This is a genomic window from Kitasatospora sp. NPDC034023 (assembly GCF_055575795.1).
In genome coordinates, this window is sequence record NZ_JBVIRY010000011.1 from 148,759 (window position 1) to 160,875 (window position 12,117).

Annotated in this window: 8 protein-coding genes; 4 read left to right on the top strand and 4 right to left on the bottom strand. The window is 76.0% G+C overall.

Features of this window, described 5'->3' with window-relative positions:
- Window positions 1–2 precede the first annotated feature (2 nt).
- Genes ACZ52R_RS17465 through ACZ52R_RS17475 form a run of 3 tightly spaced genes read left to right on the top strand, consistent with a single transcriptional unit; the run spans window position 3 to window position 3,285 of the window.
- Window positions 3–1,502, top strand: coding sequence for a lipopolysaccharide biosynthesis protein (locus ACZ52R_RS17465; RefSeq protein ID WP_465753689.1), 1,500 nt, complete (start codon window positions 3–5; stop codon window positions 1,500–1,502).
- A complete protein-coding gene (locus ACZ52R_RS17470) occupies window positions 1,499–2,476 on the top strand; it encodes a glycosyltransferase family 2 protein (protein WP_465619864.1) in 978 nt (325 codons plus the stop codon). Before ACZ52R_RS17465 ends, ACZ52R_RS17470 begins: the two co-directional genes overlap by 4 nt.
- Window positions 2,473–3,285: a polysaccharide deacetylase family protein gene (locus tag ACZ52R_RS17475; protein WP_465619866.1), complete on the top strand. Its 813-nt coding sequence runs from the start codon at window positions 2,473–2,475 to the stop codon at window positions 3,283–3,285. Before ACZ52R_RS17470 ends, ACZ52R_RS17475 begins: the two co-directional genes overlap by 4 nt.
- A 98-nt stretch (window positions 3,286–3,383) precedes the next feature.
- On the opposite strand, the gene ACZ52R_RS17480 is transcribed toward ACZ52R_RS17475, so the two are convergent.
- From ACZ52R_RS17480 to ACZ52R_RS17495, 4 genes are read right to left on the bottom strand one after another with little or no spacing between them, the layout of a single operon-like run.
- Window positions 3,384–4,754, bottom strand: a complete 1,371-nt coding sequence (locus tag ACZ52R_RS17480) for a glycoside hydrolase family 16 protein (RefSeq protein ID WP_465753690.1) — start codon at window positions 4,752–4,754, stop codon at window positions 3,384–3,386.
- A complete protein-coding gene (locus ACZ52R_RS17485) occupies window positions 4,751–6,718 on the bottom strand; it encodes a glycosyltransferase (RefSeq protein WP_465619869.1) in 1,968 nt (655 codons plus the stop codon). The genes ACZ52R_RS17480 and ACZ52R_RS17485 overlap by 4 nt, the downstream gene beginning before the upstream one ends.
- Entirely contained in the window at window positions 6,697–7,932 is a 1,236-nt protein-coding gene (locus ACZ52R_RS17490; RefSeq protein ID WP_465619871.1) for a phosphotransferase family protein, read from the bottom strand. The genes ACZ52R_RS17485 and ACZ52R_RS17490 overlap by 22 nt, the downstream gene beginning before the upstream one ends.
- Window positions 7,929–10,871, bottom strand: coding sequence for a hypothetical protein (locus tag ACZ52R_RS17495; protein WP_465753691.1), 2,943 nt, complete (start codon window positions 10,869–10,871; stop codon window positions 7,929–7,931). The genes ACZ52R_RS17490 and ACZ52R_RS17495 overlap by 4 nt, the downstream gene beginning before the upstream one ends.
- Window positions 10,872–11,025: 154 nt before the next feature.
- Between ACZ52R_RS17495 and ACZ52R_RS17500 the strand changes: the two genes are divergently transcribed.
- Window positions 11,026–11,985, top strand: coding sequence for an alkaline phosphatase family protein (locus ACZ52R_RS17500; protein ID WP_465664206.1), 960 nt, complete (start codon window positions 11,026–11,028; stop codon window positions 11,983–11,985).
- The last annotated feature ends 132 nt before the right edge of the window (window positions 11,986–12,117 follow it).

Consider the following 12,117-nt stretch of genomic DNA (forward strand, 5'->3'; position numbering starts at 1 on the left):
CCGTGTCCGCGCCCACCAAGCCCACCACGTCCGCGACGCCCGCGACGCCCGCGGCGCCCACCGTGACGTCCACCGCGGCGCCCACCGTGACGTACGCCACGGCGCCCGACCGGGGCAGCCGGCCCTGCTCCTGTCCGCTGCCGCTGCCCTGCGAGTGCTCGTACGCCACCCTGCTGCGGGCCCGGCTGCGGGCGGCCACCGCCGGTGAGCCGCTGCTGCGCAACGGCCATGTGCTGACCGCCAGTTCGATCGTCACCGCCGGCCTCGGCGCGGTCTTCTGGATGCTCGCCACCCGCTGGTACGGCGCGCAGTACGTCGGCCTCGGCTACGCCGTGCTCTCGGCGGCGACGCTGCTCTCCGAAGTGGGCCAGCTCAACCTCGCCGACGTCCTGGTCCGCTTCCTGCCCGCCGCCGGCCGGCGTACCCGCGGCCTGCTGATCCGCTGCTACCTGGTCGCCACGGCCGCCAACATCGTGGTCGGCGGCGTCTTCATCGGGCTGGTGCCCGTGATCGCCCCGGGCCTCGGCTTCCTGCGCAGCCCGGCGCCCGCCGTCGCCTTCGTCGCCATGACCGCGGGCTACACGCTCTTCGTCCTCCAGGACGGCGCGCTGACCGGCCTCCGCCGGCCCGGCTGGGTCCTCGGCGAGAACGCGCTGTTCGCGGCCGTCAAGATCGTGCTGCTGGCCGCTCTCGCGGGCTGGGCGCTGCACGTGGGGATCGTGCTCGCCTGGGCCGGGGCCCTGCTGGTCGCCCTCGCCGTCGCCAACCTGCTGCTGTTCCGCCGACTGCTCCCCGGGGTCACCGGCCGGGACGGCTCAGCCAGCCCAGCCAGCCCAGGCGGCTCAGGCGGCTCAGACGGCCCGGACGGCCCGGACGGCCCGGCCGCGCCCCGGCTCGCCCGCTACGCGACCGCGGACTACGTCGGCGCCCTGCTGCGGCTGGCCGCCGCCACCGTCGTGCCGCTGTACGTGCTGAACACCCTCGGGCCGGAGCAGATCGCCTACTACTCGCTCCCCTGGGTGATCGCGTACACCTTCTACCTCGTGGCCCTCAACATGGGCAGCTCACTGATCGTCGAGGCCGCGCGGGCCCCCGGGCGGCTCGCCGAGCACGGACGCCGGGTGCTGCGGCACGCCGGCGCCCTGATCGCGGCCGGCGTGCTCGTCACCGTCGTGGCCGCGCCGTGGCTGCTGTCCTGGTTCGGCGACGAGTACGACGACCACGGCACCGCCGTGCTGCGCCTGCTGGCCCTGTCCGCCCTGCCGAACCTGCTGGTCAGCGTCGCCGTCGACACGGCCCGGGCCCGGCAGCGACTGGGCCTGATCATCGGCCTGCAAGGGGCCTACTGCGCTCTGGTCCTCGGCCTGACGGCCTGGCTGCTGCCGCGGTTCGGCCTCGTCGGCGTCGGCCTGGCCTGGCTGATCGCGGCCACCGTGCTCGCCGTCCCGCTGCTGTGCACCCTGCCGCGCTGGCTTCCGACCCCCGAACGGAGAGGGCCGTGAACACCCCGGGACTGTCCGTCATCGTCTGCGCCTACACCCTCGACCGCTGGGACGACCTGCGCGCCGCGATCGGCTCGCTGCACGCCCAGCACCGGCCCCCCGACGAGATCCTGCTGGTCTGCGACCACTGCCCGGAGCTCGCCCGCCGGGCCAGGGCGGCGTTCCCCGGTGTCCGCGTGCTGTCCAACCGCCACCGCAACGGCCTCTCCGGCGCCCGCAACACCGGCGTCGCCGCCGCCGGGTGCGAGGTCGTCGCCTTCCTCGACGACGACGCCGCCGCGGAGCCGGACTGGACCACCCACCTGCTCGCCCCCTACCGGGACCCGGACGTGTACGGGGTCGGCGGCCTCGTCGTGCCGCGCTGGGACGACGGCCGTCCGTCCTGGTTCCCGGCCGAGTTCGACTGGGTGGTCGGCTGCTCCTACCGCGGCCTGCCCGAGCACCGGACCACCGTGCGGAACTTCATCGGCGCCAACATGTCCTTCCGCCGCGCCGAGCTCCTCGCCGCCGGCGGCTTCCGCACGGACCTCGGACGCGTCGGCACCCGCCCGCTCGGCTGCGAGGAGACCGAACTGTGCCTGCGTCTGGCCGAACGGCACCCCCGGGCCCTCCTGCTCTACGAGCCCGCCGCCGCCGTCCGCCACCACGTCCCGGCGGGCCGGGCCACCTGGGCCTACTACCGTGCCCGCTGCTACGCCGAGGGCCGCTCCAAGGCCGTCGTGGCCCGGCACAGCGGCGCCCGGGCGGCGCTCGCGAGCGAGCGCCGCTACCTGGCCTCGACCGTCCCGGCCGCCCTGGCCCGCTGTCTGCGGCCCGCCGCCGCCGATCCGCGCGAACTCCTCGCCCTGGCCGGGGGCGTGGCGTTCACCGTGCTCGGTTACGGCGTCGGACGGCTCACCGCCGCGTGGTCCGCCCGGTCCTGGGCCCGCCCGGACGGAGAGGTGAGCCCGGCGGTCGCGGGGGGCGCGCCATGACCCCCGTGCCGGTACTGCTCTACCACTCCGTCTCCGACGACCCGCCCGACTGGATCGCCCGCTACACGGTGACCCCCCGGGTCTTCGCCGAGCAGCTCGACCGGCTGCTGGCCGGGGGACGCAGCGTCATCCCGCTGCGCCGGCTGGTCTCGGCGCTGCGCGGCGGACCCCCGCTTCCGGAGCGCTGCGCGGTGCTCACCTTCGACGACGGGTTCGCCGACTTCTACTGGACGGTCGCCCCGATGCTGAGCGAACGGGACCTGTCGGCCACCCTGTTCGTCACCACGGGGGCCGTGCACATCCCCGGACACCCGGGTCAGGGCAGCCGGCTGCCGCCGGCCCCGATGCTGACCTGGCGCCAGGTCGCCACCCTCGACGCCCTCGGCGTCGAGATCGGCGGCCACACCCGCACCCACCCCCAGCTGGACACGCAGCGCGGCCGGCAGGTCTGGGAGGAGGTCAGGGGCTGCAAGTGGGAGCTGGAGAACGCGGTGGGCCACCAGGTCACCGCGTTCGCCTACCCCCACGGCTATTCGAGCGTCCCGGTGCGCCGCAAGGTCCAGAAGGCCGGCTGGACGTCCGCCTGCGCGGTCGGCAACGCCTTCAGCTCGGAGGGGGACGAGCCGTTGCGGATCTCCCGGCTGATGGTCCGCGCGGACACCTCGGTCGAGGTCTTCCAGGGCTGGGTGGACGGCGGTGGCGCCCCGGTGGCGCCGTACCCGGAGCGGCTGCGGACCAGGGGGTGGCGGGCGTTCCGCCGTGGCCGGGCCGCGTTCGGCCGTCCGGTGGGCGGGCCGCCGTCGGCCTGAACGCGCGTGGTCCGCGACAGCGGCTCGGTCCTGCCGGATTCAGCGCTGTCGGATTCGGCGCTGCCGGGCTCGATGGTGTCGGATTCGGCGCTGCCGGATCAGTGCTGCCAGACCTGGACCCAGTCCACCGTCATCCGCGCCGAGGTGACGTCCTGCGGCGGTGAACTCGGGTACCCGACGGCCAGGTTGAGCAGCAGCTCCATCGGGACGTCCGGGACCTTGTCGGGATCCGTCACCTGGTAGCGCTGGACGCCGTCGACGTACCAGGTGAGCGAGTTGCTCTCCCAGTCGAGCGCGAACACGTGGTAGCCCGCCGGGAAGTTCTCCGGGCCGTACCGCTCCCACTGGTCCAGGTCCTCGCCGTTCGGCCCGGCGTGGTGCAGGGTCATCTGGACGTACTGGGTGGTCGAGATGAACTCCGCGACGTCGAGCTCCGGCGGGGTGGTGCGGGAGGCGGGGAGGAGCCAGAACGCCGGGAACATGCCGGCCTCGGGCGGGATGCGCACCGCGGCGGCGAAGTACCCGTGGGTGAAGGTGTGCCGCGGCTGCCCGTTCCAGGAGTCCCGGCCGGTGGAGACCATGCCCGAGGTCCACGGGTAGCTCTTGCCGTCGCTGCCCGTGGTGGGCGACCTGTTCGCGGTCAGCGCCAGGCTGCCGCCGCCCACCGTCACCTGCTGCGGGCGGTACCACTCCAGCTCGTGGTTGCCGGCGTTGGTGCAGCCGTCCTGGTTCCAGTCGTAGCAGGTGGTCCAGTTGGCGGGGTCGAGCCGGTCGCCGTCGAAGGCGTCGTTGAAGACCAGGTGCCAGGAGCCGGGCGCCACCGGGGCCGCCGGACCCGCGCCGGGGCCGGCCGATCCGCCGCCGCCGCTGTCCGTGGTCGGCGGCGCCGTGGTGGTGCCGCCGGTGCACGCCGCGACCAGGAGCAGACCCGCCACGGCGGCCCCGCCCGCCCCCCGCCGCCTGCGCCGGTGCTTCGTGCTCCGGCCGTTCGTGGTCGGGTCTTTCGTGGTCGGGTCTTTCGAGGCCGGGTCCGTGGGGGTCGGGTCCGTGGCGTCCGGCGTGCTCCGCTTCCGGGCCCGCGCGCCGCGCCCCGGGGGCCGACCGCCGCGCGGCAGGCACAGCGGCAGCGCCAACAGCGTGGTGGCGCCGGCCGTCGCGGCCAGCGCCCAGCCGCTGATGAACCCGCCGGTCAGGTAGAAGGCCATGGTGATCACCGTGTCGATGGCCAGGCTCAGCGCCACCGTCAGCACCCAGGCCTCCAGCCTCCCCATCGGCGCGCCGCTCGCGGCCAGCCGCGGTCGGGCCGAGCGCACCGCCGCCAGCCCCGGGCAGCAGAGCAGGAACACACTGCTCACCGCCACCCGCACGGGGTTGGCGTCGGCCAGCGTGTAGACGGCGAGGGCCACCCAGCCGGAGAGGGCCAGCGCCCAGCCGATCCGGGCGTCGTTCACGGACGGGTTGCCGTTCATGGGCCGCCTCCTGGCTGGACGTGGACGGAGGCCTGCCCGGGGGGCTGGACGGGCGGCGGGGCGGGCGATCGGGCGGGGGGCCGGCCGAGGCCGGGGGCCTGGGTGGGCAGCGGGTTGGGGACGAACCGGTAGACCACGGCGTCGGCGTTGCCGTAGACGAGCTCGAAGCCGGGGGTCCGGGCGAGCACGTCGGTCAGTCGGTCCACCGTGTCGGCGGGCAGCAGGCCGGTCAGCGAGCACTCGGCGGCCTGGGCCCGGCTCAGGACCACGTACGCGGGCACACCCGGATGGGTGAAGCTGACCGCGGCCTCCAGTCCGCCCAGCGGATCCTCCGTCAACAGCTCCCTGGTCTGCCCCGTCGTCTCGACCAGCCGCACCTCGGGGTGGTCCTCGTAGTGGTTGTAGATCCCCGGCACGGCCCCGGTCACGGACACCACCACCGAGTACGGCGGCGCGGCCGCGAACAACTGCTTCGTCGCGGCGACCTCACGGTCGGTGAACCAGTTCATCCGCTCCTTGCTGTCGTAGCCGAAGAACAGGCCGCCCAGCAGGGCCAGCAACAGGACCAGCGAACAGGCCGACCGCAGCCGCGGCCGAGGCGTGGGCCGCAGGACGAGCGCGGCGAGCAGGAACGCGCAGGCGGGCAGCGCGAACAGGTAGGCGCGGAAGAGCATCTCGCCGCCGTAGCTGTTGGCCGCCAACAGCGGCAGCGGGGCCAGCGCGAGGTACGGCAGCGGGGTACGCCGGACCCAGGGGCGGCGGACGAAGCAGATCACCGCCAGCAGGACCACCGCCGCCGACAGCCCCCGGTCGATCCAGCCGACCATCAGCTGGTCCGGCGAGACCACCCCGAGGTTGGCGAACCCGGAGGTGACGTTGGAGTCCGGGGTGGTGAGCGCCCGGGCGAACTGGCCGAGGTTGGCCGACAGGTACGGGCGGGCCACCGTGGCGTCCCACACCACCGTCATCGCCACCGCGGCCAGCAGCGGCGGCAGGACCACCCGCCGGTTGCCGCGCGGCACCGCCAGCGCGGCCAGCGAGCTGATCAGCATCAGCGGGGTGAGCTGGTGCGAGCAGATGATCGCGGCCTCCAGCACCAGGACCATCGGCAGCCGGACCGGCCCCCATCCGCCGGCCTGGACGCCGCGGTCCGCCGCCCCGGGCGCCGCGGACCGGTGCGACCCGCCGGGCGGGCCCGGGCCGGGCGTGCGGGGGACGGGCCGGTCGGGCAGCCGGTGGACCACCGAGGCGATCACCGCGAGGTACAGCACCAGCGCGAACGCCTGCGGGGAGAAGTAGTCCTGGCCGACCCAGGAACAGGAGAAGTAGACCCAGACCGCCCCCCAGACCAGCGTTCGGTCGGAGCTGATCGCCCGGTAGAGCAGCAGCAGCGGGGCCAGCAGCAGCGCGTTGAATAGCGGTGGGCCCCAGCTCGCGTACCCGAGCGCCGAGTGCAGGCCGGTGGCCCGCAGCAGCAGGCCGTTGACGATGAAGAACCCGGGCCACTGGTTGTACGGGTCCAGCAGGCCGGCGTGCGGGACGGGGCCACCGTGGCGGAGCATCGCGTCGATCACCGCGACGTGCTTCCAGGCCCAGGGGTACCGCAGGTTGGCGTAGAGCAGGGTGGGCGTGGCGTGGATGACCGCGATCAGGCCCAGGACGTAGGAGACGAGCCACCAGGAACCGAGGCTGCGGTCCCGCAAGGCGAGCACGAAGCCCGCGGTCAGCAGGCCCGCCGCGACCCAGTAGAGGACGGGCAGCACCTGCAGCAGGCCGAGGTCGCCCATCCGGGCCAGGTCGACGTTGCGCAGCGACACCAGCCAGATGACCAGGGAGACCGGCAGCAGTACGCGGGGCGCCAGGGTGGGCAGGCGGGCGTACCACCGGGGGCGGCTTCCCGCCGACCCGGTGGGCGGGCGCGGTCTCGGCGCCGACAGCGGCGTCACGGCCGGGTTGCCGGCCATGTGGCGGCCTCCTTCAGGAGCGGGGTCACGTTGCGGGCCACCCACCAGTGGCTGCGTGCGTAGCGGGGGGACTTGGTGACGTTCGAGACGATGTGCCACAGCCAGGTCAGCAGCGGCAGCACGGCGCCGTCCGGCGATCCGGCCGGGCCGCCCCGGCGCAGGTCCACCAGGTCGGCGCGGGTGCCGGCGATCAGGGCGAGGTCCGGGCCGGGCAGCGCCCCGCGGCGCACCACCTCGCGGACGGTGCTTCCGAGTTGGCGGCCCTCGCGGCGGCAGATCAGCGCGAGCACGAAGGTGTAGGCGTCGATGGCGCAGGGGCCGTCCGGCCGGGCCCCGCCCCAGTCGATCACACCGGTGACCCGGCCGCCCCGCTCGTCGAGCAGGACGTTGCCCGCGTGGAAGTCGGCGTGCGTCCAGGCGACGGTGGTATCGGTGCCGGCCAGGCCGGCACGCAGCCGGGCGCGGACGCCGGCCAGTCCGGCGGTCCCGGTTCCGGTCCGGCACCAGGGGATGCCGGTGCCGAGCACGTCCAGCGGATCGTCCACCCAGGCCGCCAGCCGCTCGGTGGCGGTCTCGGTTCGTCCGGTGGCCCGGTGCAGTCCGGCAATGGCCGTGAGCGCGCGCTCGGCGACCTCGCCGTCCAGGCCGGGGTCCTCCCGCAGCAGCCGGTCGGCGGTGGTCCCGGGCAGCCAGCTCTCGGTGATCAGCGGCAGGGGTCCGGTCAGTTCCCGGCGGACCGGGACCGGGACGAGGGCGCGCCAGGCGCCGAGCCGGTCGTCGGCGGCCAGCGTCTCCAGCACCCGCCACTCGTGGTCGAGCGAGGCGACCGCGTGGCTGTTCCGGGCGTGCTTGACCGCCAGCCGGGCCCGGCCGGGGGTGTCGCGGGTGGTGCCGCCCGGCATGCTGCCCGTGGTGTCGCCCGGCGTGTTGCCCGTGGTGTCGCCCGGCGGGTCGAGGGAGAGCACCAGGACGTCGGCCAGTCCGGGGGCCCCGGGCCGCAGCGTGCAGCCGTCGTCCAGACCCAGCCGGCGGGCGATCCGGCGGGCTTTCCACCCGTCGGTGACGCGGTATACCGGCCGGGGGCGGCGCAGCGGCAGCAGGGCCCGGGGGGAGGGCGGCAGCGGGTCGTACCGGCGGGCGGCGGCCAGCAGGGACCGGACCCGCGACCTGGGCGGCTCGGGGGCGCGGTCCAGCCGCTGCACCGCGCGGCTCATCTGGTCGGGCCCCGGCGAGTCGGCGCGGCCGCAGCGCTGTGCGCGGCCCGGACGGCACGGACGGTGCGGACGCTACGGGCGGCCGGTGAGGTCTCTGAGGTCTCTGAGGTCTGTGCGGCCTGTGATGCCCGCGCGGCCGGTGCGCTGCGGCCGGCTTGTGCGGCCCGGACGGCGAGGCGGGCGAGGCGCAGCGGCGCCCCGGCCCGGCCGGCCTCCGGTACGGCCAGGAGGGCGAGCAGTGCGCGGGCGTCGGCGGGCGGGCGCGGCGCCCGGCAGAGCCGGCAGGCGCCCGGCCGGTGCCCGAGCAGACCGCCCACCGCGTCGGCGAGCCCGGCCTGGTAGGCGTGCCGGGCCACCGGAACACCCGAGGCCCGGACCGCCGACTCCGCGTTGGCCGGAGCGGTGCCGCGTCGGGCCCAGCCGAGCAGGCCCACGTCGGCGACGCCGTCCCCGACCGCCAGCGCGGGCGGGCCGCCGTCCCCGAGCCGGGCCAGCAGGGCGCGCGTTCCGGCCAGCTTCCCGGCGCCGCGCGGGACGAAGTCGGTCTGGGCCTGGCCCGGTACGGTCTCGAAGAGCTCGCCGAACGGCGCCTCGCCGAGGAGGGCGGCGACGACCTCCGGAGCCAGTGCGTGCCGTCGGCCGTTCTCCGGCGCGCGGACGGAGGCGCGCACGCACCAGCGGGCGAGCGGGTCGGTGACGGCGGGCGGGTCCAGGGCGCCCAGCCGGCCGCGCAGCCCGCCGTCACCGATCCGGCGGCGCCCGTCGTCGAGCAGGACCTCGGTGGTGCCGGCCACCGCGTCGACCAGGACCGCCCCGTACTCGGCGACCCCGCCGGGCAGCCGGTAGGCGGCGCAGCGGTCCGCGACCTCGGGGGCGGAGCGCCCGGTGGCGATCACCGTGCGGTAGCCGTGGGCGCGCAGCGCGCGGAGCGCCAGCATGCCCGCGGGGGCGGACGCGGGGAAGCCGAGGACGTCGGACTCCAGGACACCGTCCAGGTCGAGGACGCAGCACGGACCCCGGGGCTCGGCGTCCAGATCCGCGAGGTAGAGGCCGGCGAGGAACCGCTGCACCGCGCGGGCCTGGGCCCGCCGGGCATCGGCCCGGGTCCGTTCGGAGGGCGGCCGACCGTCCTGGACGGCGGCGTGCCGGGCCTGGACCAGCCGCAGCAGGCACCACCGGGCGGCGGACACCTCCTCCCCGGTGAGCCGGCGGTACTCGATGAGCAGCTCGGTGTCGTCGTCGTCCGGCGCCGACCGGGCCTGCGCGTCGTCCGGACCGGTTGCGCCGGCGAGGTGACAGGCGGCGAGGTCGTAGGCGGCGTCGTAGCTGGCGAGGTTGAGGTGGCCGAAGGCCCCGTCGGCGTAGGCGGTCTTCCACCAGCCGCCGGCGCCGTCGGGCATCCAGCGATGGCGCGCGGTGAGGCCGTCGGTCACACAGGGGCGGCCGGAGGCCAGCAGGGTGCGGGTCAGCGGGTCCAGCAGGACCGGGCGCAGCACGGTGTGCAGCCGTCCGAAGACGGGCGCGAGCTGGCGGGCGGAGGCTTCCCAGACCGGGTCGCGCCCGGCCAGCCACAGGCTCCGGTCGGCGGGTACGGCGAGCACCCGCTGCCGGGCGGCCACGTACCGGGCGACCTCCGCGGACGGGACGCTCCGCCCGTCCGCCGGTTCGTGCGCTGGTGCGTCCGCCGGGGCGTCCGCCGGTCCGTTCTCCGGTCGGGGGCGGACCAGCACGCCGTCGGCGAAGCCGAGCGGTTCCGGGACCAGCCCGGCGAGCGCCCCGGCCACCGCCGGCGCGTACGCCCCGAAGTAGCCGACGCCGGTCCACTCGGCGAGCAGCGGCAGGCTCCGGACGCCGCCGCCCGGCTCGGCCACGCGGGCCGAGCACGGCACGGACAGGTGGCCGTGGCGGGAGAGGGGCCCCGGGGCGCCGACCGTCAGGTCCAGCAGCCCCTGCCCGGGCGGCAGCAGCCGGGCCAGCAGCGGGGCCAGGGCCTCGGGGGCGAGCAGCGTCCGGACGTGCCAGTCACGGCCCGGCAGCGTCACGCACGGCAGACCGCGCAGGGCCGGCGGCAGTTCGCCGGCGTCGTCGAAGGTCGCGAGGACCGGGACGGCCGCCGCGGCCTCGAAGCCGCGGCGGACCGCCGATGCGGCGAGGCCCGCCAGGGAGCCGCCGGTCACCGGCGGGTCGTCGACGAGCAGGACCAGGCCGGCCCTGCGCCGGAGGTCGCGCACCAGCGCCGTCCGCCCCGGCACCAGCGCCGAGCCCGGGCGGGTGGTGCCGACCGTCACCGACCGGTGGCCGAGCCGTCGCAGTTCCGCCGCGAGCAGGGGTGCGAGGTAGCTGCCCGAGGTGCGCACGCCCAGGACCAGCACCGGGCGGTTCCGGTCCGGGTGGCGGGCGGTGACCAGCCGGGCCAGTGCGGCGCAGTCCTGCGGGTGCTGGTCGAAGCTGCGGAAGCAGGCGGGCGGGCGCTGCACCGCCCCGGCGAGCAGCCGGCGGGCCCCGGGCAGCCGGGCCAGCCCGGCCACCGCGGCGGCCAGTTCGGCGTGCGGGTCCCCAGCCGCCGGGCCCGGGTGGAGCGCCCGCAGGGCGAGGCGGTCGCGCATTGCGGCCATTCCGTCGCACCAGGCACGCAGGCCGCGCGCCGGCGGGGCGGCCAGCCACAGCCCGGTCGCCGCCCGCAGCCCGCCCCGGGCCGCCCCGACCGCGCCGGGCCGGCCGCTCTTCGCCAGGTGCTCCACCAGCCGACGGGGCCGCCACGCGGTGCCCTCCAGCACGTCCTCGACCACTTGGACCAGTCCGGCGCTCACCAGGAAGGCGTCCGGCCACTGTCCATCCGCGGCGCACCCGAGCAGGCGGTCGGTCAGTTCCGGCACCGTGAGGTGCAGGTCCACCGGTGCTCGCGCTCCGTCGCCCGCCGCGGTCTGCGCATCGTTCATTCGTGGACTCCCGTGAGCTCCCGAGGGAGGAGACAGCGCCCCCGGGGCCGTGCAGTCGCTATTCCTTCCCACTCTAGGCATCCGGCGCCCCGGCTGCCCCCCGGGTCATCCGGAGACGTTGCCGCTCCCGCTCCGGGCGGCCAGGCTGGATGGTGTGACCACTGTGGGCAGCCGGAGCCCCGGGCGCCGCCGCCGTACGGGCGGGGCGGCCGGAGCGGCGGTGGCCGTCTTCGTCCTGCTGGTGACGGGGTGCGCGGCCCCGGGCGGCTCCGCCGGCTCCGCGCCCTCCGCGATGTCCGTGCCCTCGGCGACGTCCGGGCCCTCCACGACGTCCGTGCCCGGCGCGGCCGCAGTGCCGCGCCCCGACCACGTCGTGGTGGTGGTCGAGGAGAACCGGTCGTACTCCGACGTCATCGGAAGGACGGCCGAGGCGCCGTTCATCAACCAGCTCGCCGGGCAGGGCGCGAGCTTCACCGGCTCGTTCGCCGTGACGCACCCGAGCCAGCCCAACTACCTGGCCCTCTTCTCCGGTTCGGTGCAGGGCGTCACCGACGACTCCTGCCCGAAGACCTTCTCCGCGGCCAACCTCGGCTCCGCGCTGCTCACCGCGGGCCTCACCTTCGCCGGGTACTCCGAAGGCCTGCCGAGCGCCGGCTACACCGGCTGCGACAGCGGCGGGTACGCCCGCAGGCACAATCCGTGGGTGGACTTCGCCGCCCTGCCGTCCGAGGTCAACCTGCCGTTCTCCGCCTTCCCGCACGACTACGCCGCGCTGCCCACCCTGTCGTTCGTCGTGCCGGACCTCACCCACGACATGCACGACGGCTCCGTCCAGCAGGGCGACACCTGGCTGCGGGACAACCTGGCCGGCTACGCCGACTGGGCCCGCACCCACAACAGCCTGCTGGTGGTCACGTGGGACGAGGACGACAACGACCAGGGCAACCGGATCCCGACCGTCGTCGTCGGCGCGCAGGTCAGGCCCGGGAGCTACGACGAGCGGATCGACCACTACCGGCTGCTGCGCACCCTGGAGGACGCCTACGGCCTGCCGCCCACCGGCGCCGCCGCGGACGCCGCGCCGATCGGGGACATCTGGTCGCGGGGCGGATAACGGCTTGGCCACGGGGCCGGGCGAAAGCGGTCGAACTCGGCAACCATCCCCGTGCGCCTGCGACATGATGACGAGTCAAGGTTGGGCCGGCTGGAGGGGGAACGACAGGATGGCCGACGGCGCGCCGACGGA